Annotated in this window: 21 protein-coding genes; 10 read left to right on the forward strand and 11 right to left on the reverse strand. The window is 74.9% G+C overall.

Going from position 1 to position 24,560, the window contains the following annotated elements; translation table 11 throughout:
• Positions 1 to 197: 197 nt before the first annotated feature.
• The gene (locus GD970_RS01630) at positions 198 to 2,912 is read left to right on the forward strand and encodes a cation-translocating P-type ATPase (RefSeq protein ID WP_152199974.1); all 2,715 of its coding nucleotides are present in this window, start codon (positions 198 to 200) and stop codon (positions 2,910 to 2,912) included.
• A 196-nt stretch (positions 2,913 to 3,108) separates the two neighbouring features.
• Positions 3,109 to 3,384: a hypothetical protein gene (locus tag GD970_RS01635; RefSeq protein WP_152199976.1), complete on the forward strand. Its 276-nt coding sequence runs from the start codon at positions 3,109 to 3,111 to the stop codon at positions 3,382 to 3,384.
• Positions 3,385 to 3,411: 27 nt separating this feature from the next.
• Here the strand turns inward: GD970_RS01635 and GD970_RS01640 are convergent, their stop codons facing one another.
• The gene (locus GD970_RS01640; protein WP_152199978.1) at positions 3,412 to 4,470 is read right to left on the reverse strand and encodes a zinc-dependent alcohol dehydrogenase family protein; all 1,059 of its coding nucleotides are present in this window, start codon (positions 4,468 to 4,470) and stop codon (positions 3,412 to 3,414) included.
• A gap of 245 nt (positions 4,471 to 4,715) precedes the next feature.
• Here GD970_RS01640 and GD970_RS01645 point away from each other — a divergent pair, with 245 nt between their 5' ends.
• The 6 genes from GD970_RS01645 (at position 4,716) to GD970_RS01670 (ending at position 11,633) form a co-directional block, all read left to right on the forward strand.
• Positions 4,716 to 6,122, forward strand: coding sequence for a ferredoxin reductase family protein (locus GD970_RS01645; protein WP_152199980.1), 1,407 nt, complete (start codon positions 4,716 to 4,718; stop codon positions 6,120 to 6,122).
• An 11-nt stretch (positions 6,123 to 6,133) separates the two neighbouring features.
• Positions 6,134 to 6,646: an FMN-binding protein gene (locus GD970_RS01650; protein ID WP_152199982.1), complete on the forward strand. Its 513-nt coding sequence runs from the start codon at positions 6,134 to 6,136 to the stop codon at positions 6,644 to 6,646.
• Positions 6,643 to 7,446: an FAD:protein FMN transferase gene (locus GD970_RS01655; RefSeq protein ID WP_152199984.1), complete on the forward strand. Its 804-nt coding sequence runs from the start codon at positions 6,643 to 6,645 to the stop codon at positions 7,444 to 7,446. The genes GD970_RS01650 and GD970_RS01655 overlap by 4 nt, the downstream gene beginning before the upstream one ends.
• A 144-nt stretch (positions 7,447 to 7,590) precedes the next feature.
• Positions 7,591 to 8,454: a DUF2231 domain-containing protein gene (locus GD970_RS01660; RefSeq protein ID WP_152199986.1), complete on the forward strand. Its 864-nt coding sequence runs from the start codon at positions 7,591 to 7,593 to the stop codon at positions 8,452 to 8,454.
• Positions 8,455 to 8,711: 257 nt separating this feature from the next.
• A complete protein-coding gene (locus GD970_RS01665) occupies positions 8,712 to 11,045 on the forward strand; it encodes a coiled-coil domain-containing protein (protein ID WP_152199988.1) in 2,334 nt (777 codons plus the stop codon).
• 135 nt (positions 11,046 to 11,180) lie between these two features.
• On the forward strand, positions 11,181 to 11,633 hold the full coding sequence (locus GD970_RS01670; RefSeq protein ID WP_152199991.1) for an SRPBCC family protein: 453 nt from the start codon (positions 11,181 to 11,183) through the stop codon (positions 11,631 to 11,633).
• An 11-nt stretch (positions 11,634 to 11,644) separates the two neighbouring features.
• On the opposite strand, the gene GD970_RS01675 is transcribed toward GD970_RS01670, so the two are convergent.
• From GD970_RS01675 to GD970_RS01685, 3 genes are all read right to left on the reverse strand, one after another.
• A complete protein-coding gene (locus tag GD970_RS01675) occupies positions 11,645 to 12,895 on the reverse strand; it encodes a M18 family aminopeptidase (protein ID WP_152200101.1) in 1,251 nt (416 codons plus the stop codon).
• A 48-nt stretch (positions 12,896 to 12,943) separates the two neighbouring features.
• On the reverse strand, positions 12,944 to 13,360 hold the full coding sequence (locus tag GD970_RS01680; RefSeq protein WP_193314862.1) for a YchJ family metal-binding protein: 417 nt from the start codon (positions 13,358 to 13,360) through the stop codon (positions 12,944 to 12,946).
• An 88-nt stretch (positions 13,361 to 13,448) separates the two neighbouring features.
• Positions 13,449 to 14,477 (reverse strand): PLP-dependent aminotransferase family protein, encoded by a 1,029-nt coding sequence (locus GD970_RS01685; RefSeq protein ID WP_170297216.1) that lies wholly within the window; start codon positions 14,475 to 14,477, stop codon positions 13,449 to 13,451.
• Positions 14,478 to 14,544: 67 nt separating this feature from the next.
• Here GD970_RS01685 and def point away from each other — a divergent pair, with 67 nt between their 5' ends.
• Together def and GD970_RS01695 are read left to right on the forward strand one after the other, a co-directional pair.
• On the forward strand, positions 14,545 to 15,033 hold the full coding sequence (def, locus tag GD970_RS01690; protein WP_152199999.1) for a peptide deformylase: 489 nt from the start codon (positions 14,545 to 14,547) through the stop codon (positions 15,031 to 15,033).
• A 162-nt stretch (positions 15,034 to 15,195) separates the two neighbouring features.
• Positions 15,196 to 15,696: a DUF3145 domain-containing protein gene (locus GD970_RS01695; protein WP_152200001.1), complete on the forward strand. Its 501-nt coding sequence runs from the start codon at positions 15,196 to 15,198 to the stop codon at positions 15,694 to 15,696.
• 143 nt (positions 15,697 to 15,839) lie between these two features.
• Here the strand turns inward: GD970_RS01695 and GD970_RS01700 are convergent, their stop codons facing one another.
• The 7 genes from GD970_RS01700 to GD970_RS01730 form a co-directional block, all read right to left on the reverse strand.
• Positions 15,840 to 18,530 carry a DUF4153 domain-containing protein gene (locus GD970_RS01700; protein WP_226925070.1) on the reverse strand — a complete coding sequence of 897 codons (2,691 nt, stop codon included), beginning with the start codon at positions 18,528 to 18,530 and terminating at the stop codon, positions 15,840 to 15,842.
• Positions 18,527 to 19,228: a response regulator transcription factor gene (locus GD970_RS01705; protein ID WP_152200003.1), complete on the reverse strand. Its 702-nt coding sequence runs from the start codon at positions 19,226 to 19,228 to the stop codon at positions 18,527 to 18,529. Before GD970_RS01705 ends, GD970_RS01700 begins: the two co-directional genes overlap by 4 nt.
• 177 nt (positions 19,229 to 19,405) lie before the next feature.
• On the reverse strand, positions 19,406 to 20,647 hold the full coding sequence (locus GD970_RS01710; RefSeq protein WP_152200006.1) for a beta-ketoacyl-[acyl-carrier-protein] synthase family protein: 1,242 nt from the start codon (positions 20,645 to 20,647) through the stop codon (positions 19,406 to 19,408).
• A 115-nt stretch (positions 20,648 to 20,762) separates the two neighbouring features.
• The gene (locus tag GD970_RS01715) at positions 20,763 to 21,014 is read right to left on the reverse strand and encodes an acyl carrier protein (protein ID WP_152200008.1); all 252 of its coding nucleotides are present in this window, start codon (positions 21,012 to 21,014) and stop codon (positions 20,763 to 20,765) included.
• Between the two features lie 110 nt (positions 21,015 to 21,124).
• On the reverse strand, positions 21,125 to 22,138 hold the full coding sequence (locus GD970_RS01720; protein WP_152200010.1) for a beta-ketoacyl-ACP synthase III: 1,014 nt from the start codon (positions 22,136 to 22,138) through the stop codon (positions 21,125 to 21,127).
• Positions 22,135 to 23,061, reverse strand: coding sequence for an ACP S-malonyltransferase (locus tag GD970_RS01725; protein WP_152200012.1), 927 nt, complete (start codon positions 23,059 to 23,061; stop codon positions 22,135 to 22,137). The genes GD970_RS01720 and GD970_RS01725 overlap by 4 nt, the downstream gene beginning before the upstream one ends.
• 157 nt (positions 23,062 to 23,218) lie before the next feature.
• The gene (locus tag GD970_RS01730) at positions 23,219 to 24,415 is read right to left on the reverse strand and encodes a PucR family transcriptional regulator (RefSeq protein WP_226925072.1); all 1,197 of its coding nucleotides are present in this window, start codon (positions 24,413 to 24,415) and stop codon (positions 23,219 to 23,221) included.
• Positions 24,416 to 24,560 lie beyond the last annotated feature (145 nt).

A 24,560-nucleotide genomic window follows, 5' to 3' on the forward strand; every position in this document is an offset into this window, starting at 1 on the left:
GCCGGTGGGCGTCGCGAGAACAGGCGACACCGCGGTCGCTCGGCAGGGCAGCCTGAGCGGCGGCCACCGACCGGGATCCGTCGAGGGCTGTCCCAGCGCCGGCCAGGCGGGGGTGATGCGAGAGGGCGAGACGGTTCTTGTGTCCCCGCCCGGCCGGTCGCCGCATCATAGGAACCGTCCTCGTCCCTGGAGGCGCCATGGACGACGCGCCGCCGCCGGCCGACCACGCCGCAGATCCGGAGGAGGCCCTCGATCGGCTGCTGCGCGACCTGCGCAGCCGACGTGACGGTCTCTCGGATCGCGAGGCCGCCCGTCGGCTGGTGGCGGTCGGACCGAACGAGCTGGTCCGGCGCGGCGGTCCGACCTGGCCCGGTCAGCTGCTCGACCAGCTCGTCCATCCGCTGGCGTTGCTCCTGTGGGCGGCCGCGGTCCTGGCCTATGTGAGCGGGAGCCCGCCGCTCGCCGTCGCCATCGTCGTGGTGGTGGCCGTCAACGCGGTGTTCGCGCTCGTCCAGGAGCGCCACGCCGAACGGGCGGTCGAGGCCCTCGCCCAGTACCTCCCACCCCACGCCCGAGCGGTGCGGGAGGGGCGCACACGGGTGATCGACGCGCGCGAGCTCGTCCCGGGCGACGTCATCGCCGTCGGTGAGGGCGACCGGGTCTCGGCCGACGCCCGCGTGCTCAGCGGCAGTGTCGAGATGGACCTGTCCCCGCTCACGGGGGAGTCCATGCCCGTGCTGCGCTCGCCCGCGCCCGGACCGCGTGGGCTCCCGCTGCTCGAGGCCCGAGACCTGCTCTTCAGCGGGACGGCGTGCGTCGCGGGCGAGGCCCTCGCGGTCGTCTACGCCACCGGGATGCGCACCGAGTTCGGGCGCATCGCCGGGCTCTCGCAACGCGTGCGGCACGAGCCGAGCCCGCTGGAGCAGCAGGTCCGCCGGGTCGCGCGACTGATCGCCGTGGTCGCCGTCGGGATGGCCGCGGCCTTCATCCCCCTCGGCACCCTGTTGGCGGGCTTGTCCGTGGCCGACACGCTGACGTTCGCGATCAGCCTGCTGGTGGCCAACGTGCCGGAGGGCCTGCTGCCGACGATCACCCTCGCGCTCGCGGTGGGCGTGCGCGTCCTGGCCCGGCGCGGTGCGGTCGTCAAGCGGCTCTCCGCCGTCGAGACCCTGGGGTCCACCAGCGTCATCTGCACGGACAAGACCGGCACGCTCACCCTGAACCAGATGCGGGTGGTCCGGTGGTGCACCGGCACCGGCACCGGCGCCGACGCGCGAATCTCCGACGCCGTGGCCCCACCCGTTCCGGACCGGCTGTGCCGGGCCAGCGTGTCATGCACCAACGCCACGCTGGATCGAGCCGGACGGGGAGCCGGCGACCCGACGGAGGTGGCGCTGCTGCGCTTTGCGGCCGAGGCCGGACACGGCGGGCCCGATCACACCGCCCGCGTGCGTCAGTACCCCTTCGACCCCACCCTCCGGCGCATGTCCACCCTGGACCGACTGGACGGCGGACTCTACGTGGCCACGAAGGGCGCCCCGGAGGAGGTGATCGCCCGGTGCACGTGGGTTGCCACCGCCGACGGCGAGGACCTTCCGCTGACGCCGGACACCCGCGCGGCGCTCGCCGCGGTGGTGGACGCGTGGGCCCGCGAGGGCCTGCGCCTGCTCGCGGTGGCGGACCGGGAGCTTCCCGAGCTGGACCCGCTCACCGCCGAGCGGGCGCAGGTGGAGGCCGACCTCACCCTCCTCGGCCTGGTGGCCATGCAGGACCCGCCGCGCCCGGAGGTCCGCGACGCGGTCGCCCGCTGCCACAGCGCCGGCATCCGGCTCATCGTGGTGACCGGCGACCACGGCCTGACCGCCCAGGGCGTGGCCGCCCAGGTGGGCATCGGCGGGCCCGACGTGCCGGTCGTCACCGGCCGGGAGCTCGAGGCGATGACCGAGGTCGAGCTCGACGCGCTCCTCGACCGGAACCGGGAGGTCATCTTCGCCCGGAGCTCGCCCGAGGCGAAGCTGCGCATCGCCGACGCGCTGCGGGACCAGGGGTACGTGGTGGCGATGACCGGCGACGGGGTCAACGACGCCCCGGCGCTGCGGCGGGCCGACATCGGCGTGGCGATGGGCCGCTCGGGCACCGACGTGGCGCGCGAGGCCTCCACCATGGTCCTCACCGACGACAACTTCGCCACCATCGTCACGGCGGTGGAGGCCGGACGTCGGGTGTACGACAACGTCCGGAAGTTCATCGTCTACATCTTCGCGCACGCCACCCCCGAGGTCGTGCCCTTCCTCATGTACGCGCTCTCCGGGGGACAGATCCCCCTTCCCCTGACGGTGATGCAGATCCTCGCCATCGACCTGGGCACCGAGACGCTCCCTGCGCTGGCGCTGGGCCGCGAGCGCGGCGAACCGGACCTCATGGACCGTCCGCCCCGTCGCCGGCACGCCAACGTCATCGACGGCGTCATGCTGGCGCGGGCGTGGGGGCTGCTCGGCGGGGTCTCCGCGCTGCTGGTGTCGACGCTGTTCCTGATCACGCTCGCCCACGGGGGCTGGGTGCCCGGCACCGCGGTGGACCAGGGGCCGCTGCACGAGGTGTGGCGACAGGCCACCACCATGACCTTTCTCGGGATCGTCGCCTGCCAGATCGGCACGGCCATGGCCGCCCGCACCACCCACACCTCCCTGCGCCGCATCGGCCTGACCACCAACCCGGCGCTGCTGTGGGGCATCGCCTTCGAGGTCGCCTTCGCCGCCGCCGTCGTCCTCCTGCCGCCCCTGCAGGTGGTGTTCGGCACCGCCGTCCCGGAGCCCTGGCAGGCGGCCCTGCTGGTGCCCCTGCCGGTCTTCGTCTGGGGCGCCGACGAGGCGTGGCGATGGGCGCGCCGCACCCGGCCCGCCCGGCGGTGAGGTGAACCCGGTCGGCCGGGGGAGCGGCGCGACGGTTCCGGTCCCCGGCACCGCCCCCGCGGCCTACCCTGCGACCACGTCCGCCCGCCGCCGGTGACCCCCGTCGGCGAGGCCAGCCTCAGGAGGCGCCATGCGTTCCGAGCCCGCGACGCCCTCGGCGTCGGGTCCCCGCCGGCCGAGCCGCAGACGCGTCGGCATGGCGCTCATCGCGGCCGGCGTCCTGGTGCTGGCCGCGTGCGCCGCCGGGCCCAACCCGGTCGCCGGCGCCGGCGAGGCGGGATTCTGGTCGGGCCTGTGGCAGGGGCTGATCAGCCCGATCACGTTCGTCGTCTCGCTGTTCAACGACAACGTGAGCATCTACGAGGTGCGCAACAACGGGAACTGGTACGACTTCGGCTTCATGCTCGGCGTCTCCGCCGTCTTCTCCGGGCCGGCAGGCGGCGCCGCCCGCCGCCGGGCGCCGGCCGGCTGAGCGGCCCACGCCCGGCGGCGAACCCGCTCAGCGGGAGATGACGACCTTCAGGGCCTTGGTCTCGGCCGCCCGGCCGAAGGTGTCGTAGGCGTCGAGCATCTGCTCCAGGGAGAAGTGGTGCGTCGCGAACTTCTCCGCCGGGATCTTGTGCTGCGCGACCAGCTTGAGCAGCATCGGCGTGGTGTTGGTGCTCACCAGGCCGGTGGTGATAGTGACGTCCTTGATCCACAGGTCCTGCATCGCCAACTCCACCGGGTGCCCGTGGACGCCGACGTTCGCCACGTGCCCGCCGGGCCGGATCAGCTCGGTGCACGCCTGCAGCGTCGCCGGGATGCCCACCGCCTCCACCGCCACGTCGACGCCCAGCCCGTCGTCGGTGAGCTTGCGGACGTCCTCCTGCCAGCCGTCGCGGCCGCTGTTGACCCCGTCGGTGGCCCCGAAGGACTTCGCCTGCTCGATCCGGTTGTCGTCGAGGTCCACGGCGATCACGCGGGAGGCGCCGTAGAGCCCCACGGTCATCATCACGGCCAGGCCGATCGGGCCCGAGCCGACGACGGCGACGACGTCGCCGGGCTTGACCGCCCCGTTGCGCACCCCGATCTCGAACCCGGTGGGCAGGATGTCCGAGAGCATGACGGCCGCCTCGTCGCTGATGCCCTCGGGGAGCTTGTAGACGGAGGTGTCGGCGAAGGGGACGCGCACGTACTCCGCCTGGGTGCCGTCGATGAGGTGGCCGAAGATCCAGCCGATGCCGCTCGCGCCCTCCTCGGCGAGGCAGTGGGCGTACAGGCCCTGCGCGCAGTACGAGCACCGCCCGCAGGCGCTGATGCACGACAGCAGCACCCGGTCGCCGACCGCCACCGTGGTGACGGCGTCGCCCACCTCGGTCACGGTGCCCACGCCCTCGTGGCCGAGGATGCGCCCGTCGGTGACCGCGGCGACGTCGCCCTTGAGGATGTGCAGGTCCGTGCCGCAGATCGTGGTGGTGTCGATCCGCACGATGATGTCCGTCGGGGCCTGGATCGTCGGGTCCGGCACGTCCTCCCAGGCCTTCTCGCCCGGACCGTGGTAAACCAGCGCCTTCATGTCGCGACTCCCTCGTCGTCTGGGCCGGCCCTGGCCGGGCCGGGGAGCGCGTGCGCGCCCGCTCTCAGCCTGACCCATTCCGGGGCACCCCGACCAGGACTTGGGGCCCACGACATCGACGCATCGCCGGGCCGTCGGCGCGGGCGTCCCGCTGACCTGCGGCGTCCCCGCGCGGCACGTGGACTCACACGCGCGCCCCAGCGGGAGCCCAGCCCCCTCCCAGCGAAACGGAGCACGGTGTCCCCATGGCCACCGTCAGCGCCCCCGCCCGTCCCGGCACCCGCGCCGCCGGCCCCACCCGGCGCGTGCCGACCTGGTGGCGCGACGCGGCCGGGCTGCTCGCCTGGGGCTCGATGCTCGTCGTCGTCGCGCTGTGGGTGCGCGGCGGCGGCCTGCAGGACCTCACCGGCGGGACAGGCGCGGCGCTGACGACGTCCGGGCGGCTCACCGGGCTCGTCGCCGCCGACCTCATGCTCGTCCAGGTCGCGCTCATGGCCCGGGTGCCCTTCGTCGAGCGCTCCTACGGCCAGGACGAGCTGGCGCGGCGCCATCGCCTGGTCGGCTTCACCTCCTTCTGGCTCCTGGTCGCCCACATCGTCCTGACCGTGCTGGGGTACGCGACCTCCGCCCGCACGGGTGCCTGGGCCACGGCGTGGGACATGGTGCGGACCTACCCCGGCATGCTGCTCGCCGCGGCGGGCACCGCCCTCACGGTCCTCGTCGTGGTGACCTCCGTCCGCGCGGCCCGGCGCCGCAGCCGCTACGAGTCCTGGCACCTCGTCCACCTCTACGGCTACCTCGGCGCGTTCCTCGTCGTCCCGCACATGGTGTGGACCGGGCGGGACTTCCTTACCGCGCCGCTCGCGAGCGCCTACTGGTGGACCGCGTGGGCGCTCGTGGCGCTGGCCGTGCTGGTGTTCCGGGTGGCGCTGCCGCTGTGGCGCACCGGCCGGCACCGGGTGGTGGTCGAGCGGGTCGTCTGGGAGGGGCCCGGCGTCTTCTCCCTGCACCTGCGCGGCCACGGCCTGTCCCGGCTCCCGGCGGCGGCCGGCCAGTACTTCGTCTGGCGCTTCGCCGGGCCCGGCCGCACCCGCGGACACCCGCTGTCCCTCTCCGCCGCCCCGCACGGTGACCGCCTGCGGGTGACGGCCAAGGTCGCCGGGGACGGCACCGCGCAGATGGCCCGGCTGCGTCCGGGCACCCCGGTCGCCTTCGAGGGGCCCTACGGCCGGCTCACCGAGGCCGCGCGCACGCGGCCCGGGGTGGTCCTCCTCGGCTGCGGCATCGGGATCACGCCGATGCGGGCGCTCCTGGAGGGCCTGGCGTACGAGCCGGGCCGGGCCACGCTGATCTACCGGGCGCGCAGCGAGGCCGACCTCGTCCTGCGCGAGGAGATCCGGGACATCGCCGCCCGCCGGGGCGCCGCCGTCGTCGAGCTGCCGGGGCGCCGCGTCCCGGACCGCGCGTCGTGGCTGCCGGACTGGGCGGCCCGGTGGGACGACGCCGCCGCCCTGCTCCGCCTCGTCCCGGACGTCGCCGACCGCGACGTCTACCTCTGCGGTCCCGACCGGTGGATGGACGCCGCCCGCACCGCCGCGCTCAGGGCGGGTGTGCCGGCCGAGCAGATCCACCGCGAACGCTTCTCGATGTGAAGGAGCACTCCGTGCGCAAGATCGTCCTCGCCGGTGCCACGACCGTCACGGGCCTGGTGCTGCTCCTGTCCTACCCGACCTCGCGGCACCACGCCCTCGACGGGGCGGCGACGGCGGGCGGGGCGCCCGGTTCGGGGCTCTCCGCCGGGGACGCCCCGGGCGCCTCCTCGCAGTCCCCGCGAGCCACGTCCGGGCCGTCCGCGGGCCCGTCGTCCGGGCAGTCGGCGGGTCCGTCGTCCGCCGGTGCGGGCACCTACACAGGCGCGGAGGTGAACACCCAGTGGGGCGTCGTGCAGGTGGAGGTGACGGTCGAGCACGGGCGGGTCGTGGACGCCCAGGCGGTCCAGGCGCCCGACGGGAACTCGCGCGACCAGGAGATCAACGCCTACGCCGTGCCCATCCTCGAACAGGAGACCGTCCGGGCCGGCAGCTCCCAGATCGACGCCGTCTCCGGCGCCACGGTGACGAGCGAGGGGTACATCGAGTCACTCCAGTCGGCGCTGGACCAGGCGGGGCTGCGATGAGGCCCGCGCCCGTCGGGCTCGACCGGCGCGCCTGGCACGAGACCGTCATGGGCATGCCCGTCAGCGTCCACCTGCGCGGGCCCGGGCTCGGCCCGGCCGCCGACGTGGCAGTCGCCGCCGTCTACACCGAACTGCGGCGGCTGGAGACGCTGCTCAGCACCTACCGCCCCGACTCCGACGTCTCGCGGCTGGCCGACGGCGTGCTCACGCTCGACCGGTGCGCCCCGGAGGTCGCCGAGGTGCTCGAGCTGTGCGCGCTCGCGACCACCCACACCGCGGGCGCCTTCACCGCCCTGCGCCCGCTGCCCGGCGGCGGCCACCGCATCGACCCCACCGGCCTGGTCAAGGGCTGGGCGGTGGAGCGCGCCGCCGCGCCGCTGCGCGACCTCGACGCCGACTGGTACGTCAACGCCGGCGGCGACATCGCCGCCCATGTGGCCGAGGACCGGCCGGCGTGGCGGGTGGGCGTCGAGGACCCCCGCGACCGCGGCCGGGTGCTCGCCGTCGTCGCCCTGCGCGACGGCGGCGTGGCCACCTCCGGCACCGCGGCCCGTGGCGCGCACATCTGGGACCCGCGGACCGGCGCCGCCGCCGACGACCTCGCCTCCGTCACCGTCGCGGGCCCGACCCTGCTGTGGGCCGATGTGTTCGCCACGGCCGTGTTCGTGGAAGGCCCGACGGCGGCCGCGTGGGCCGCACGGGACGGGTACGAGGTCGTCGTCGTCCACCACGACGGGCGCGCGGAGCGCACGCTGCCCCTCGTCGCTGCCGCGCCGGCAGCTCCCGGCCCCACGGCCTGACCGCGACCGACGCGCGCCGCGGCCCTCCCTCCTCTGAGCCACCACGCCGAGGGCCAGCGCCATTCCCAAGGGCCCGGACGCGCGGTGGCGGGGGATGGTCGATAGCCTCGCCGCCACGACCGATCCCTGGCACCGGAGGCCGTCATGCAACTTGCGCGACTCGTGGGCAAGCTCGAGCAGGAAGAGTCTCTCGACCCGGCGGTGGACGCCCTCGTCGGTGCGGTGAACCAGGTGCTCCCACCGGGTGAGATCAAGGACATCCTGCACGGCAAGTTCCTCGGCCACGCACTCCACCCGCTCCTGGTGACCCTGCCGATCGGCATGAACGTCGGCGCGCTGCTCCTCGACCTCACCGGCGGGAAGAGCTCCCGGCGCGCCGCCCAGCGCCTGGTCGGCGCCGCCGTGCTGCTCGTGGGTCCGACGGCGGCGGCCGGGCTGGCGGACTGGTCCGAGCTCGGCTCCGACAACCGCCCCAAGCGGGTGGGCCTCGTCCACGCCGGCGCGAACGTCGTCGCCACCGGGTTCTTCGCGGCGAGCTGGCTGGCGCGGCGTCGGGGCCGTCACGGGACCGGCGCCGCGCTCGCCCTGGCCGGTTCGGCCGGGCTGTCGGTCGGGGGCTACCTCGGCGGCCACCTCGCCTACTCCGAGGCCGTGGCGGTCAACCGCAACGCGGACCGCACCCCGACCCCGGAGGACTGGGAGGACGTCGCCGCCGCCGGGGACCTCGGGGACGGCATGCTGCGTGCCGAGGCGGCCGGCCAGCCCGTGCTGCTCGGCCGCCACGGCGGTGCCCTCTTCGCCATGGGCGCGGTGTGCAGCCACCTCGGTGGCGCCCTGGACGAGGGCGAGGTCGTCGACGACGAGGGCGGCTGCGTCGTCTGCCCGCTTCACGGCAGCCACTTCCGCCTGAGCGACGCCTCGGTGGCCCGCGGCCCGGCGACGGCGCCGGTGCTCGCCTACGACGTGCGGCAGGTCGGGGACCGCATCCAGGTGCGCGCCCGCGCCTGAACCGCTCCCCGCTCTCACCCCCGCTCACCCCCGGGTGAACGGGGGTGACGTGCGTCCGTTTCATCCTGCGGTCACCCGTGGGCGCTCTCCGCCGTTTCGGCCGCTGAGATGTGCTTGTTGCCGCGAACAGTCCCTCGTGCACCGGTACGGGGAGACCCGCGGGCCGCTCCTGCGCCCGCCCGTACCCCCGCGGGCGGGCGCCTCGGCGGTTCTCGCCCCCGGCGTCCGTCGGGGGCGCCGGCATGTCGAGGAGTGACGTGAAGAAGAACAGTGCGAAGCCGTCCCCCGGGCGTCGCTTTGTCGGAACAGTGGTGGTCCCCGGTCTGGCCCTCGGCCTGCTGACGCTGGGTGGCCCGGCGTACGCCGGGCCCCCCGCCGGCGCGGGCGGGAGCTGCAACGGCGTGGTGAACCAGCTCGCTCACCGCGGCGCCGTCCAGCAGAACCTGCTCAAGGCGGCGGCGAAGCAGAACGCCGACGTCATCGCCCGCCTCCAGGCCGAGAAGACGAAGCTGCAGACCCAGCAGAGCACCCTGACGACGCAGCTCGCCGACCTTCAGAAGGAGATCGCCGCGCTGGACGCCGCGACGCAGGATCTGGAGCAGCAGGAGGCCGCAGCGGAGGCCCAGCTCGCCGACCTCACCTCTCGCCAGGCGGCTGCCAAGCAGGCCGTGGAGCAGATGACGGCGGACCTGTCGGCGCTGACGACCCAGCGGCAGGCGGCCCAGGACGAGCTCGCCGGGCTGCAGGCGCAGCTCGACGGTGCCGACGCCACCCTCCAGTCCCTCAATGACGAGAAGCGCGCACTGGACGCGCAGATCGCCGATAAGCAGGCCGAGCTCGCCGCCGCGCAGAGCGAGCTGGACGGGCTGCGGGCGGATGTCGCGACGGCCGAGCAGGCGGTGGCGGACCACCAGGCAGCCCTCCAGGCCGCCGAGCAGGCTCTGGCGGGGGCGCAGGACCGCGCCGCCGCGGCCGCCGACGCGGTGACGCAGGCCGAGGCCGACGTCACCGCCGCCCAGGACGAGCTCACGCGGCTCCAGGCCGCCGGCGACACCGCCGCCGAGGCCCTGGCCGCCAAGCAGGCCGAGCTCGCCTCGGCACAGGACGTCCTCGCCGCTCGGCAGGCCGACGCCGCGAGCGCGCAGACGGCGCTCGAGGACAAGGTGGCCGAGGTCGCCGCCGAGCGCAGCGAGCTGACGCGGCTCCAGGCGGACGCGACCGCGGCGCAGAAGGCGCTGGACGACAAGCAGGCCGAGATCGCCGCCGCGCAGAAGACGCTCAGCGAGAAGGAGGCGGCAGCTTCCGCCGCGGCCGACAAGGTCACCACCACCCAGGCCCAGCTCGCCGCCCTTCCGGGCCAGATCAGCCAGCTCCAGGCCGAGATCGCCACCACCCAGACGGCGATCAACGCGAAGCAAGCGCAGCTCACGACCGCGCAGAACGAGCTCCGGGCACTCCAGGACCAGAAGACGGCACTGGAGCGGGAGATCGCTGGCCTGAAGGTGGACCTCGAGAAGGCCAACGGCGTGGGCAACAAGCGCAAGATCCAGGATCAGATCACGGAGAAGGAAGGCCTGCTGGCCACCGTCAACAGCCAGATCACGAACAAGAACGCCGAGATCGCCGGGTTCAGCGGCGACCTCAAGGCGCTCCAGGACCGGATCGCCGCGCTCAACGCCGACCTCACCGCCAAGCAGGCCGAGAGCAGCCGGCTGCAGACCCAACTCGCCACCGACCAGCAGGCGCTGGCTGCCGCCAACCAGGCCGTCACCGACGCGTCCGCGGCGCTCGCGGCCCCCCGGGATCAGTTGCCGGGGCTGCAGGCCGCCGCGTCCGACGCGCGCTCGGCTGTCGACACGCAGGGCGCGCATGTCGCCGACCTCGAGGGGGCCCTCCCGGGCCTCCGCGCGGCCGTCGAGGACGCCAACCGGGCGGTCGAGGAGCAGCAGGCCCGCGTCGCGGCCCTCGAGGCCGAGGTGCCCGACCTCGCGAGCGCCGACGAGCAGGCACGCGCCGCGATCGCGGCCCAGCAGGCCACGCTCGAGGACCTGCAGGCCACGTTGGCGACGCGCCAGGCGGCGCTGGACGCGGCGAACCAGGAGATCGCCGACCAGTCCGCACGGCTCAGCCAGGCCCGGCAGGACCTGGCCGACGCGCAGACCGCGCTGGGGACCGCCTCCAAGCTGGCCGGCGAGAAGCAGGCCACGGTGGACGCCCTGAACCGGGACGTGGACGGGCTGAGCACTGAGATGGCCGGCCTCAACACCCGCATCACGGCGGTGGAGAAGGAGATCCTCGGCCTCGAGGGCCAGGTCGCCCCCCTGCTGACCCAGCTGACCGACCTCGACAACCAGACCAGCGCCAAGGAGGCCGAGCTCACGGCCCTCCAGTCGCAGCTGACCGCCCTGGACAAGCAGGTCGTCGACGCCCAGGCCGTGCTGCGCACGCTGCAGACGGCGAAGGGCAACAACAAGGACAAGATCGCTGCCCAGCAGGCGGTCGTGACCGATCTGCAGAAGAAGCTCGGCGACGTGCAGACCCAGATCGGCCAGATCGACGGGCAGATCGCCAACGGGGGCTGCGCGGTCTGACGACCGGGTCCGGGGTGGGGCGAGCGGACAGCGCTCGCCCCACCCCGGTTCTCGTGGGGGCCGCGATCTCGACACAAGGGACCGGCCCTGCGACCGTGTCTCCCGTCGGCTACCCAAGCGCCGACGGGAGGCACCATGACCGAGACCCAGGGCCTGCGCCTCGAGCTCGACACCGTCCTCGACGCTCCGCGCGACGCCGTCTTCCGCATGCTCACCGAACCCGCCGGGCTGGCGCGGTGGTGGGGCCCGGCGGGGTTCACCACGCCGGAGATCGCGCTGGACCTCCGGCCGGGCGGGACCTACCGGCTCACCATGCAGCCGCCCACCGGTGAGCCGTTCCATCTCGCGGGCGAGTTCCTCGAGGTCGACTCGCCGCGCCGGCTCGTCTCCACCTTCCGGTGGGAGGAACCCACGCCGGACGACCGGGAGACCGTCGTCGCCATCGACCTCGAGGACCGGGGCAGCGCGACGCGCCTCACCCTGTCCCAGGGGACCTTCGCCACGCCGGAGCGGCTCGAGCTGCACCGCGGCGGGTGGACGGAGAGCTTCGAGAAGCTCCGGGCCGCGCTGGCGTCACCGGCCGCCTGAACCGGCGGCGGTCAGGCCCCGGCGAAGAACGCCGCGACCGCCGCAGCGAGCGCCACCGGGTCCGCGACGTGCGCCAGCTCGCGCGCCGAGTGCATCGACAGCAGCGGCACGCCCACGTCGACGGTGCGGATGCCCAGGCGGGTGGCGGTGAGCGGCCCGATCGTCGAGCCGCACGGGATGGCGTTGTTCGACACGAACGGCTGCCACGGCACTCCGGCCTGCTCGCTCACCCGCGCCCACAGGGCCGCGCCGTGCGCGTCGGTGGTGTAGCGCTGGTTGGCGTTGATCTTCAGCAGCGGGCCGGCGCCCAGCATGGGCGTGTTGGCCGGGTCGTGCCGCTCGGGGTAGTTCGGGTGGACGCCGTGCCCGGCGTCGGCCGAGACGCACCACGAGCCCGCGTAGGCCCGCAGCCGCTCGTCGGTCGAGCCGGCCGACAGGCGTGTGAGCACGTCGTCCAGGAACGGCCCGCTGGCACCGGAGCGGGACTCCGAGCCGAGCTCCTCGTGGTCGAACGCGGCGAGCACGCTGATGTGGCCGGCGTCCTGCGGGGCGGCGAGCAGCGCGGTGAGCCCGGCGTGCACCGAGGAGAGGTTGTCCATGCGTCCGGCCGCGAACAGCTCCTCGTCCTGCCCGAAGCGGCGCGGCGCCTGCGTGTCGGCGGTCAGCACGTCGTAGCCGACGACGTCGGCGGCCCGGACCCCGGCCGCGCCCGCCAGCCGGTCGAGGACGTCGCCGACCGAGCCGATGCCGAACACCGGCACCGTGTGGCGCTGCTTGTCGAGCTTCAGCCCCTCGTTGACGGAACGGTCCAGGTGGATCGCCAGCTGGGGGATGCGCAGGTACGGCCCGGTCCGCACCAGGTGCTCGGCGCCGTCGCGGGTGACCAGCCGCCCGGCCAGCTCGAGCTCCCGGTCGAGCCAGGAGTTCAGCAGCGGCCCGCCGTAGACCTCGACGCCGGCCTGGAGCCACCCGTGGGCGGCGATCGTCGGGCGCGGCTTGAGCTTGAACCCGGGGGAGTCGGTGTGCGCGCCGAGGATGCGGAACGGCGTGACCGCGGTGGCTCCCTCGGCCTTCACCCAGGCGATGACCGCGCCGTCCCGGAGGACGTAGTGGCGCCCGGCGCCCGACCACGGCTCGGCCTCGCCCAGCTCGGTGAACCCGGCGGCGTCCAGGCGCCGGGCCACCTCGGCGGCCGCGTGGTAGGAGGACGGGGCGGCGGTGATGAAGTCGGCGAGGTCGGCGATGTATCCAGCGGTGTCGATCACCCCTCGATCCAAGCACCCCGGCCGGGTTCTGGCGTGCCGCGTCCGCTACGGCAGCTGGTCGCCGTCGACGTACCACCACCGGCCGTCCTCGCGGACGAACCGGCTCACCTCGTGCAGCGTGCCGCGCCCGGCGCCCGACCGGTGGTGCGCCACGAACTCGACGACGCCCTCGGTGTCGAAGGGGCCGCCGGCGGCGCGCAGGACGTCCAGCCGGCGCCAGGTGAGGTCGTCGTCGAGCTTGAGGGTGTGCGGGCGGGTGGTCGGGTGCCAGGTGGCGAGCAGGTACGCCGCGTCACCCACGGCGAAGGCGCTGTAGCGCGAGCGCATGAGCGCCTCGGCCGTCGGCGGGTGCGGCCCGGCGGCGGTTGCGGCGTGGTAGCGGCCGCAGCAGACGCCGTAGCTCTCCCCGGACAGGCACGGGCAGCGGGCGTCGGGGGCGAGGGGCGTGGGCACGTGCGCCATTGTCACCCGCCGCCGGGTGGCGGCGTCGCGGCCAGGGCGCTCGCGGCCGGGGTGCCGGGCGTCGCGGGCCACCGCACCGCTCGCTCACCTATGCCGCCGCCGCCGCGACGACGGCGCGCGCCACCTGGTCCATCTCCGCCGCGCCGTAGCGGTGGTCGACGGGCAGGGAGACGAGGTCGGTGCGCCAGCGCCGCTCGCGTGACAGGCCCGCCGGGCGGGGCCAGTACACCGGCCCGACGATCCCGGCCCGCGCGAGCCGGCGGATGACGGCGCCGGCGCGGTCGTGGCGCACCATGACGAAGCAGGGGGAGGCGTCGGGGTTGAGAACCTCGAGGCCGGCCTCCGCCAGCGCACCACGCAGCCGGACGGCGTTGGCCCGCCGGCGCGCCAGCAGGGCATCCCCGTCCAGGTTCGTGAGCACCTCCCGGGCCTGAGGGCTCATGGGGGAGGGCGCGAGCGCCTGGCCCATGAGCTCCTCGGCGCGGCCGAACAGCGCCTGGACCTCCGCCGCGCCCTCCCGGCCGTGGAGCGGGGCGCGCCTGCGCGCCGCGGCGTCGATCCGGAGCCGGGTGATCTCCCGGTCGACGGCCCGGGGCGTCAGGCCCGGCGGGGCGGCCAGCCCGGTGACCCACGCGCCGTCGGGCACCGGGAGGAGCTTGCGCAGGCTCGCCACCCGGTAGTCGCCGTCGGCATGGTCGGGGCCGAGCACGGAGTGCGTCTCGTCGACGACGACCGGGACGCCGCCGCGGCGGGCACGTGCGAGGACGCGAGCGAGCGCCGGCCCGGCGAGGTTGCCGAAGGTCTCGCAGTGCAGGACGGCCGCGCGGTCGGTCAGGGCCGCGGCCAGGGCACCGGGGTCCAGGAGGCAGCGTTCATCGGTGGCGACGGTGGTCACGTGCAGGCCCTCGAGCTGGAAGGGGAGCACCATGGTCGTGCAGTGGTGGTCCGGCACGAGCACGGTGGTCACCCCGCGGGCGCGCAGGTCCTGGGCGACCAGGCTGAGGGCCTGCCGCCCCGAGGCGACGAGCGTGGCGCCGTCGGGCACGAACAGGTCCGCGGCGCTCGCGGACCCCGGGCGCACCCCGAGCGCCGGGGCCTCGAACTCGTCGCCGATCACGCCCTCAGTGTCGCCCCGGGCACCGCCGCCACCAGGGGCGGTGCGCGGTTCGTGCGACGATACGCCTATGGCTTTCCGTGAGATCCGTGTTGTGGGCGACCCCGTGCTGCGCACCCCGTGCGAAGAGGTCACCGAGATCGATGGCCGCGTCCGGTCCCTCGTGGAGGACCTGCTGGAGACCGTGGACGCCGAGGGGCGTGCCGGGCTGGCCGCGAACCAGATCGGCGTCGGCCTGCGCGCCTTCTCGTGGAACATCGACGACGAGATCGGCTACGTCATCAACCCGCGGATCGTCGAGCTCTCCGAGGACGAGTACCAGGACGGCGACGAGGGCTGCCTGTCCGTGCCCGGTCTGTGGTTCCCCACCCGCCGCGCCTGGTACGCCCGCGTCGAGGGCATCGACCTCGACGGCAAGCAGGTCGTGGTCGAGGGCGAGGAGCTCATGGCGCGCTGCCTGCAGCACGAGGTCGACCACCTCGACGGCATGCTCTACCTGGACCGGCTGGACAAGAACGTCCGCAAGAAGGCCATGAAGGCCATCCGCGAGCAGCTCTGACGACACGCCGGCCGCGACACGCCCGCCCGCGGCGGCGGAGGGGTGGCGCCGGCCGGGCATTTTCGGGCATGATTGCCCCGTTCCGTCGCGCAGGTCACCCGCCTGGTCGTGGGCGAGGTCGTTGGGGAAGACGCACCTCGAAACAGACCAGGAGGAGTTGACATGAGTGGTGCCTTCACCCGCGGCGTCATTTTCGTGCACTCTGCGCCCCGTGCGCTGTGCCCGCACATCGAGTGGGCGGCGGGCACGGTGCTCGACGCGCGCGTGAGCATGGAGTGGACGGCGCAGCCGGCCGCGCCGGGGATGTTCCGCGCCGAGTACTCCTGGATCGGTGCCGTGGGCACCGGGGCGCGCCTGGCGTCGGCGCTGCGCGGATGGACCCACCTGCGCTACGAGATCACCGAGGAAGCGAGCCCGGGCTGCGACGGCGGACGCTGGTCGCACACCCCCGAGCTCGGGATCTTCCACGCGCAGACGGACACCCACGGCAACGTGGTCGTCCCGGAGGACCGCATCCGCGCAGCGCTCGAGCACGCCGCCGACCCCGCGCGGATGCGCCACGAGCTCAACCTCGCGCTCGGCCAGGCGTGGGACGACGAGCTGGAGCCCTTCCGGTACGCGGGCGCGGGTGCCCCCATCCGGTGGCTGCACCGCGTGGGCTGACCGGCACTATTGGGCTGACCGGCTGGGCTGAGCGGCCCCAGGTGGCCTGAGCGGGGCCCTCGTGGGCCCAGCTGCTTGCTCGCGGCACGACGACGGCGCCCGCCCCCTTGCGTCGAGGGGGCGGGCGCCGTCGCCGTGTCCGGTCAGGGGCACCCGGTCCGGTCCCCGGCGTCCGACGCCGGCCCGGTCCCGCCCGCCGTGGCCGCACTGGCCTCGGCGCGGGCACGGCCGAGGTTCCAGGCCAGCAGGTCGTCCTCCGCGGCGTGGGCGTGCGGCAGCGCGCACGCGGCCAGGTCCTCGGGCAGGCCGTCGACGATGGCCGGCACGGCGTCCGCGCCCAGGCTGGCGAGGTAGAAGGTGTCGATCTTGCCGGTGGCGTGGTAGCGGGCGATGTTCTGCTGCGCCACCCATGCCTCGGGGTTGGCCAGGCCGACGGCGAGCAGGAGGCCGGCGCCCGAGACGAGCGCTGCCCGCGGCAGCCACGCACCGGACCAGCGCACGCCGGCCGCCATCACCAGCACGACGAGCAGGCCCAGCCACAGCTCGAAGGCGTCCACCAGCACCCGCAGCACCGTGTAGCCGAACGCCTGCTGGTACACCGCCATCCGGAACAGGGCGGAGACGACGACGCCCAGGGTGAGCAGGCACAGGATGCCGAGGGCGAGGCGCAGCAGGAGCCGGTCCCGGCCGGTGCGCTGGGGGGCCTTGCGGACGGCCAGGGCGATGGTCGCCAGGGTGAGCACGGTGGCGAGGGTGAGCTGGCCGAAGCCCTGGTGGACGTAGTCGGCATAGCTCAGCCCGGTGGTGCGGCGCAGGTAGGCGTGCCCGCCCCACATGGCGGAGGCCTGGGCGAGGCCGAACGCCACGAACACCGCGATGACGATGCCCACCGGCACGAGCCACTCCCAGGCCCGGGCCACTGGCCGCGCCGCCGGTAGGCCGAGGGCCTGCACCCTCGGGGGGTTCAGGGCGAGGTAGCACCCGGCGAGGACGACACCGGCCACGAGGACGAAGACGAAGGTGCGCAGGATCAGGGAGTTCCACGCCAGATCGGGCACGAGGTGGGAGACCCACGAGCCGAAGACGGCGTCCCCGGAGGCGAACAGCCCGCCGAACACCACGAGCGCGACGAGGGAGATGGCGGCTGTGCGCAGCACGGGCCAGAGGAGCTTGTGGCCGCTGGTCGCCGAGATGGTCCGGCCGAGCAGGGGCAGCCCGCGCACTGCCGAGAGCGGCCAGGCGGCCAGCCCGGCGAGCATCGAGGTGAGCCGGCGGGCGTCGGTCAGCGCCGTGGCGACCAGCACCGCAACCACGAGCATCGCCAGAACCGCGAGCCACTCCGCGGCACGCAGGACGAGCAGCGAGCCCAGCCCGAGGCACAGGACGACGGAGACGATGGTCCAGGGACGGGTGCGCCGGCCGGACAGGCGCAGCACCAGGGCCCCGCCCAGGAGGAGCACCAGCACCGCGCCCAGGCCGATCGCGCGGTAGGGCAGCACGACGGCGGCGACGGTGCCGGCGCCGAGCGCGCCGAAGAGCGCGAAGGGGGCGGTGGCCGGCCCGCGCTCGGGCCACAGGCCGCCGAACAACGACTCGGCGAACGACGGCGGGTGCACGGCCGACGAGGCGGCCGCGGCGCCGGCGGGACGGGCCGGGGTGGGCACGGAGGCGGTGGACATGGCGGGCTCCTCGATCGGCGGGACGGGGGACGGCGGCGCAGCCGCGTCCGGTGGGTAGGTCGGCGGGGACGGAGACATCGACGGGGACGGGGAGACCGACCCGGCGGCGGCGGGGCCCCGGGGCAGCACCGCGCGCACCCGGGCCCCGCGACCCCCCGCACGGGGCGGGAGCGCCTCGATGGACCCGCCGTGGAGCTCGCACACCCAGCGCGCGATCGCCAGCCCCAGGCCGGTCCCGCCGCCCCCCTCGTCCTCGGTCCAGAACCGGGTGAACACCTGCTGCGCCCGCTCGGCGGGGATGCCGGGCCCCTCGTCGGTCACCTCGAGATACCACCGGCCGGCCCCCTCCGGTCCGACGCCGTCGGCCGGGTCCTCCGTGCCGGCGCTCACCACCACCTCGCCGCCGGCGGGGGAGTGCCGGGCCGCGTTGTCGAGGAGGTTGGCCACGACCTGGGCGAGGCGGGCGCCGTCGGCGGCGACGACGAGGTCGGGCGGGCTCACGCGGGCCGTGAACCGCACCTCGCGCGCGCCGAGCCGGGCCTCGGCCACGGCCGCCTCCACCAGCACGGCGACGTCGACCGGGGCGAGCGCGAGGGTCGCGGCCCCGCCCTCGAACCGGCTCAGGTCGAGGAGGTCGCCGACCAGCTCGCCCAGCCGCTCGGACTGGGCCAGCGCGTCCTGCAGAGCCTCGTCGTCAGGGCGCACGACCCCGTCGACGAGGTTCTCGAGCAGGGCTTGTTGCGCCGCGAGCGGGGTGCGCAGCTCGTGAGAGACCGTGGCGAGGAGCTCGCGGCGCTGCTGGTCCGCCGTGGCGAGGTCGGCGGCCATGGTGTTGAACGCGCGGGCGAGGCGCCCCACCTCGTCGGCGGAGGTGGCGGTGACGCGCAGGGAGTGGTCCCCGGTGGCCATGCGCGCGGCGGCGACGGTCATCTCGCGCAGCGGAGAGGTCATCCCGCGGGCCAGCCACTGGGTGACGCCGAGCGCGGCCGCCACCGTCACCGGGACGGTCAGCCACGCGGGCACGGCGGCCCGGTCCCCGATCTCGGCGACCAGGGCGGCGGCGACCACGCTGAGGCCGACGAGCACACCGAACTTGACCTTGATCGAGCCGATCGCGTCCAGCGGGCGGTCGGTGCTCAGCGCTGGACGGGTCACAGGGGCTCCACGGCGTAGCCGACGCCGTGCACGGTGCGGACCCGGTCCGCGCCGAGCTTCGCCCGCAGGGCCTTGACGTGGCTGTCCAGGGTGCGGGTGCCGCGGGCGTCGGCCCAGCCCCACACCTCCCGCATGAGCCGCTCGCGGCTGCAGACCGCGCCCGGGTCGGCCGCGAGGGCCAGGAGCAGGTCGAACTCCAGCGGCGTGAGGTGGACGGCGCGGCCGTCGGCGGTGACCTCGCGGGTGGCCCGGTCGATGGTGAGCCGGCCGACCTCGAGCCGGGGCGGGCGCGCCGCGGCCAGCTCGTGGGCCCGGTCCACCCGGCGGAGCAGGGCCCGGACGCGGGCCACCACCTCGCGCAGCCGGAACGGCTTGGTCACGTAGTCGTCGGCGCCGACCGCCAGGCCGATCAGCACGTCGACCTCCTCGACGCGCGCGGTGAGCATGAGCACCGGCACCGGACGCGCTGCCTGCACCCGGCGGCACACCTCGATCCCGTCGAAGCCGGGCAGCATGACGTCGAGAACGACGGCGTCCGGACGGTGCTCCTGGTCGGCGGCCACCGCGCCCGGACCGTCGTAGGCCTGGACGACCCGGAACCCCTCCGCGACGAGCCGGTCCGACAACGCGCGGTTGATCGTCTCGTCGTCCTCGACGACGAGCAGGGTCCGGGGCGTCGGTCTGCGCTCTTCGGTCATGCTTTCGAGCGTAGGAGCGGCCCCCGGCAGAACCTGGGAGCGGCCTGTGAAGGTTGTCTGGAGATGCGCCGCCGAGCAGGGGAAGCAGACGGCGCCCCTCCCGGGGGAGGGGCGCCGTTGTCGAGGTGTGTGTCCGGGCGGCCGGCTCGCGGAGCCGGCCGCCCGGGCGTAGTCGAGCTAGGCGGAACGGACCACCAGGGCCACGTTGTGCCCGCCGAAGCCGAAGGCGTTGTTCACGGCCGCGATGTCTCCGGCGCGCAGCTGGCGCGGGGTGTCGCGGACGAGGTCGATGTCCAGGCCGTCCTCGATCTGGGTGACGTTGATCGTGGGGGGCGCGAGGTGCTCGCGCACGGCCAGCACGGTGAACACCGTCTCCAGCGCGCCGGCGCCGCCGAGCAGGTGCCCGGTCATCGACTTCGTCGCGGAGATGGTGGCGCCGTCGGCGTCGGTGCCCAGCGCGCGGCGCACGGCCAGCGCCTCGACCCCGTCCCCGGCGGGCGTGGAGGTGGCGTGGGCGTTGACGTGGACGATGTCGCCGGTGCTCAGCCCGGAGTCGGCCAGCGCGATGCGCATGGCGCGCTCCTGGCCGGACCCGGTCGGGTCGGGCGGGGCGATGTCGTAGGCGTCGGCGGTGATGCCGACGCCCGCCAGGACGGCGTGCACGGTCGCGCCGCGGGCGGCGGCGTGCTCGGCGGACTCGAGGACCACGATGCCCGCGCCCTCGCCCATGACGAACCCGTCGCGGGAGACGTCGTAGGGCCGTGAGGCCCCGGCGGGGTCGTCGGTGCGGGTGGACAGCGCCTGCATCTTGGCGAAGGAGGCCAGCGGCAGCGGGTGGATCGCCGCCTCGGTGCCGCCGGCGATGACGACGTCGGCGCGGCCGGTGCGGATCATGTCCGCGGCGTAGGCGATGGCCTCCGCGCCCGAGGCGCAGGCGGAGATGGTGGCGTGGGCGCCGGCCTTGGCGCCGAAGTACACCGAGATGTTGGCGGCCGGGGAGTTCGCCATGAGCATGGGCACGGTCAGGGGGAGCACGCGCCGCGCGCCCTTCTCCTTGACGGTGTCCCAGGCGGTCAGGGTGGTCCAGATCCCGCCGATGCCGGAGCCGACGACGACGCCGAGCCGCTCGCCGTCGACCTCGGGGCTGCCGGCGTCGGCCCACGCCTCGCGGGCGGCGACCATGGCGTACTGGGCGGAGGGGTCGAGGCGGCGGGTCTCCTGGCGGGTGAGCACCGTGTCGTGGGAGACGGCGACCTGGCCGGCGAAGTTGACGGGGAGCTCGTAGGTCTCGGCCCAGTCGTTCTCCAGGGTCCGCACGCCGGACCGTCCGGCGAGGGCTGCCTCCCACGTGGAGGCGACGTCGCCCCCGAGGGGGTTGGTGGTGCCCAGGCCGGTGATGACGACGGACGGGCGTGCCATGAGCTGCTCCTGGTTGCTGAGAAGGGGTGCCGGGACGGGCCCGGCGGGGGTGCGCCGCGCCCGGGGGCGACCGGTCGGGCCGGTGCCCCCGGGACGGCGAGGCGCGCGGGGCGCGTCAGGCGGTCTGGGCGCCGTTGATGTAGTTGACGGCGTCCTGGACCGTCTTGAGGTTGCCGACCTCCTCGTCGGGGATGCGCACCTCGAACTTCTCCTCGGCGAGCGTGGCGATCGTCATCATCGACAGGGAGTCGACGTCGAGGTCGTCGGTGAAGGACTTCTCGGGGGTGACGGACTCGGTGGGCAGGCCCGTCTCCTCGTTGACGATCTCGGCCAGGCCGGCAAGGATCTCCTGCTCGCTGAAAGCCATGGGGTTCTCCGTTTCCTTGGTGGATGTGTCGGTTTGACAGTCTTGTCGGCGCCCGGGGCGGGCACCAGGTGGCGCGCGGGGGTGGTCCGGCGCCGCGCCGCGAGCAGCGGCTAGGGCAGCACCACGACCTGCGCAGCGTAGACGAGGCCCGCGCCGAAGCCGATCTGCAGCGCGACGTCGCCGCTCTTGGCCTGTCCCTCCCGCAGCAGCCGCTCGGTGGCCAGCGGGATCGACGCCGCGGAGGTGTTGCCGGTCTCGGCGATGTCCCGGCCGACGACGACGTCCTCGCGCAGGCCGAGGTACTTGACCATGTGATCGATGATCCGCATGTTCGCCTGGTGGGGGAGGAACACGTCGATGTCCTCCGGCAGCAGCCCGGCGGCCTCGATGGCCTGCTTGGCCACCGGGGTCATCTGGAACACCGCCCACTTGTAGACGGACGGGCCCTCCTGGCGCAGCGTGGGCCACTCGACCTCGCCGTCACCGTTGCCGTTGCGGTAGTCCAGCCAGGAGTGGGTCTGCCCGATCATGGCGGCCGACGAGCCGTCCGAGCCCCACACGGTGCGCCCGATGCCGGGGGTGTCGGAGGGGCCGACGACGGCCGCGCCGGCGCCGTCGCCGAGCAGGAAGCTGATGGAGCGGTCGGTGGGGTCGATGAACTCCGACATCTTCTCCACGCCGATGACCACCACGTGGCGGGCGGTGCCGGCGCGCACGAGCGCGTCGGCCTGGGCGATGCCGTAGGCGTAGCCGGCACAGGCGGCGGAGATGTCGTAGGCGGCGGCCGGGGTGGCGCCGATACGGTCGGCGACGATGGCGGCCAGCGAGGGCGTCTGCTCCCACCAGGTCACCGTGCTGATGATGACCGCGTCGACGTCCGCGCCGGTGATGCCGGCCTGGTCCATGGCGGCGCGGGCGGCGGCCTCGGCCATGTCGGCGACGGTGGTCTCGGGCTTGGCGCGGCGGCGGGAGATGATCCCGGTGCGCTGGCGGATCCACTCGTCGGAGGAGTTGATGGGCCCGACGATCTCGTCGTTGACGACCACGTTCTCCCCGCGCACGCCGCCGACGCCGAGGATGCGGGCGTGCTGGATCGGCTGGGCGGCGAGCAGGGTGCGGGTCATCGGGTTCCTCCATGGCGGGTCATGAGCTCGCGAGCAGCGGGCAGGTCGTCGGGGCTCTTGATCGCCACGGTCTCGACCCCGGGCAGCGTACGCCGCGCCAGACCGGTGAGGACCCCGCCGGGGCACAGCTCGACCGCGCCCGTGACGCCGAGAGCGAGCAGCTGCTCGCAGCACAGGTCCCACCGGACCGGGTTGGCCACCTGGGTGACCAGCCGGTCCAGGGCGGCGACGCCGGAGGTGACCGGGGCGCCGTCGGCGTTGGACAGCAGGGTCACGCCGGGATCGGCCGGCTCGAGGGTGGCGGCCACCTCGCGGACGCGGCCGACGGCGGGGGCCATGTGCTCGGTGTGGAAGGCGCCGGCCACCTGCAGCGGGATGACGCGGGCGCGGGCCGGCGGGTCCGCGGCCAGGGCGTCGAGCTGCTCGCGGGTGCCGGCGGCGACGACCTGGCCGCCGCCGTTGACGTTGGCGGGGGTGAGGCCGTGCCGGGCGAGGGCGGCCTCGACCTCCTCCGGCTTGCCGCCGACGACGGCGGTCATGCCGGTGGGCCGGGCGGCGGCGGCCTCGGCCATGGCCCGGCCGCGCTCGCGCACCAGGACCAGGGCCTGCTCGTCGCGCAGCACCCCAGCGACGGCGGCCGCGGCCAGCTCGCCGACCGAGTGGCCGGCGACGACGTCGGGCGCCGGGACGTCGGCGAGGCCGAGCGCCTGGAAGCTCAGCAGGGACGCCGCCGTGAGCAACGGCTGGGCGATCTTGGTGTCCTTGATCGTCTCGGCGTCGGCGGTGGTGCCGAGGGCGACGAGGTCGAGCTCGGTGACGGCGGCGTAGGACTCCAGCCGCTCGCGCAGCACCGGCTCATCGAGCCAGGGGGCGAGCATGCCGGGGGTCTGGGCGCCCTGTCCGGGGCACAGTAGGGCAAGCACCCGTTTACTGTGCCAACCGGAACGGGTGCGTCCGCGCCTACGACGCCTACGAACTGTCCCCGGGGCCCTTGTCGGATTCCGACAAACGCGTGAGCGAGGTCTCACGGCGCGCCGGTCGCTTCCTGCGCCGCGCCGCCCCACACCTTGTGGGATGCGTTCACACCCCGGTGTGCCGGGCGGCGGTCTCGGCCAGGCGGCCGACGGCGAGCGCCACCTGCAGGACGAAGCCCTCCCGGGCGTCGGTGGGGTCCCACCCCACGACCTGGCCGATGCGCCGCAGCCGGTAGCGCACGGTGTTGGGGTGGACGTACAGGGCCCGCGCCGCGCCCTCGAGGGAGCGGCCCTGGGCGAGGTACTCCTCGAGGGTCTGCACGAGCGTCGCGCCGCCGGCGACCAGGGGCCGGTAAAGCTCCTCGATCAGGGTGCGCCGGGCCAGCGGGTCGGCGTTGAGCATCCGCTCGGGCAGCAGGTCGTCGGCGCTGACCGGGCGCGGCGCCCCGGGCCAGGCGCGCACGGCGAGCAGGCCGGCGACGGCCGCCCGGGCGGAGCGGCCGGCGTCGCCGACCTCGCGGACCACCGGGCCGAGCACCACCGGCCCGGGGCCGAAGCGGGGCAGGAGGGTGTCGGCGGCGGCCCGCAGGTCCCCCTCCCCGCCCAGGACGACGACGAGCCGGTCGCCCTGGATGCCCACGAGGGCGTCCTGCGCCGCGCGCCGGCAGGCCCGGCGCACGTCGGCGGTGCGCCGCTCGTCCAGCCCGCCGGGGGCCTGCCCGACGACGACGATGGTCGCCCCGCGGCTGGACCAGCCCAGCGCGGAGATGCGCGAGCGCAGGGACTCGTCGGCGACGCCGCGCACGAGGGAGTCGACCACGAGGGCCTCGAGCCGGGCGTCCCAGGCGCCGCGGGTCTCGGCGGCGCGGGCGTAGACCTCCGCGGCGGAGAAGGCGACCTCGCGGGAGTAGAGCAGGACGGCGTCGCGCAGGTCGCGCTGCTGGCCCGGCTCGGCGAGCTGGACGGCGTTGTCCTCGACGACCTCGACGACGATGCGCACGAGCTGGAGGGTGTGCTGCAGCGAGATCGAGCGGGTCAGCTCCGGCGGCGCCGCGCGGAAGATCTCCTGGGCGTTGTACGTGCCGTTGGCGGGGGTCTCGTACCAGGAAATGAAGGCGGCGATGCCCGCCTGGGCGACCAGCCCGATCCAGGAGCGGTCCTCGGCGGCGAGGTTGCGGTACCAGTCCAGCTCGGCGTCCAGGCGCTTGAGGGCGGCCGCGGTGAGCATGTCGGTGCCCCCGCGCAGCCGGCGCACGACGTCGGAGCTGCCCTGCTCGCGCCCCGCGCGTTCGCCACCACTCATGCGGGCGAGCATAGGGCGTCCTTGTGGGATGCCTACAAACCGCCGCCGGGGCGACGAGCGGGCGGACGGCGGCGCCGCAGCGGGCCCGGCGGGTGCGCCGCCGCCGGGCCGGACGAGCGCCGTCCGACGGTGGTCGTCGGGGCCG

This window comes from Georgenia thermotolerans (assembly GCF_009193185.1).
In the GTDB taxonomy this organism is placed as follows: Bacteria; Actinomycetota; Actinomycetes; order Actinomycetales; family Actinomycetaceae; genus Georgenia; species Georgenia thermotolerans.

Excerpts from the sequence above, each read along its gene's own strand:
- GD970_RS01695 (WP_152200001.1), top strand. The coding sequence starts at position 15,196 with ATGAGTGGTGCCTTCACCCGCGGCGTCATTTTCGTGCACTCTGCGCCC.
- GD970_RS01640 (WP_152199978.1), bottom strand. The coding sequence starts at position 4,470 with ATGAAGGCGCTGGTTTACCACGGTCCGGGCGAGAAGGCCTGGGAGGAC.
- GD970_RS01645 (WP_152199980.1), top strand. The coding sequence starts at position 4,716 with ATGGCCACCGTCAGCGCCCCCGCCCGTCCCGGCACCCGCGCCGCCGGC.
- def (WP_152199999.1), top strand. The coding sequence starts at position 14,545 with ATGGCTTTCCGTGAGATCCGTGTTGTGGGCGACCCCGTGCTGCGCACC.
- GD970_RS01670 (WP_152199991.1), top strand. The coding sequence starts at position 11,181 with ATGACCGAGACCCAGGGCCTGCGCCTCGAGCTCGACACCGTCCTCGAC.
- GD970_RS01710 (WP_152200006.1), bottom strand. The coding sequence starts at position 20,647 with ATGGCACGCCCGTCCGTCGTCATCACCGGCCTGGGCACCACCAACCCC.
- GD970_RS01630 (WP_152199974.1), top strand. The coding sequence starts at position 198 with ATGGACGACGCGCCGCCGCCGGCCGACCACGCCGCAGATCCGGAGGAG.
- GD970_RS01715 (WP_152200008.1), bottom strand. The coding sequence starts at position 21,014 with ATGGCTTTCAGCGAGCAGGAGATCCTTGCCGGCCTGGCCGAGATCGTC.
- GD970_RS01730 (WP_226925072.1), bottom strand. The coding sequence starts at position 24,415 with ATGAGTGGTGGCGAACGCGCGGGGCGCGAGCAGGGCAGCTCCGACGTC.
- GD970_RS01720 (WP_152200010.1), bottom strand. The coding sequence starts at position 22,138 with ATGACCCGCACCCTGCTCGCCGCCCAGCCGATCCAGCACGCCCGCATC.
- GD970_RS01635 (WP_152199976.1), top strand. The coding sequence starts at position 3,109 with ATGGCGCTCATCGCGGCCGGCGTCCTGGTGCTGGCCGCGTGCGCCGCC.
- GD970_RS01680 (WP_193314862.1), bottom strand. The coding sequence starts at position 13,360 with ATGGCGCACGTGCCCACGCCCCTCGCCCCCGACGCCCGCTGCCCGTGC.
- GD970_RS01660 (WP_152199986.1), top strand. The coding sequence starts at position 7,591 with ATGCAACTTGCGCGACTCGTGGGCAAGCTCGAGCAGGAAGAGTCTCTC.
- GD970_RS01705 (WP_152200003.1), bottom strand. The coding sequence starts at position 19,228 with ATGACCGAAGAGCGCAGACCGACGCCCCGGACCCTGCTCGTCGTCGAG.
- GD970_RS01655 (WP_152199984.1), top strand. The coding sequence starts at position 6,643 with ATGAGGCCCGCGCCCGTCGGGCTCGACCGGCGCGCCTGGCACGAGACC.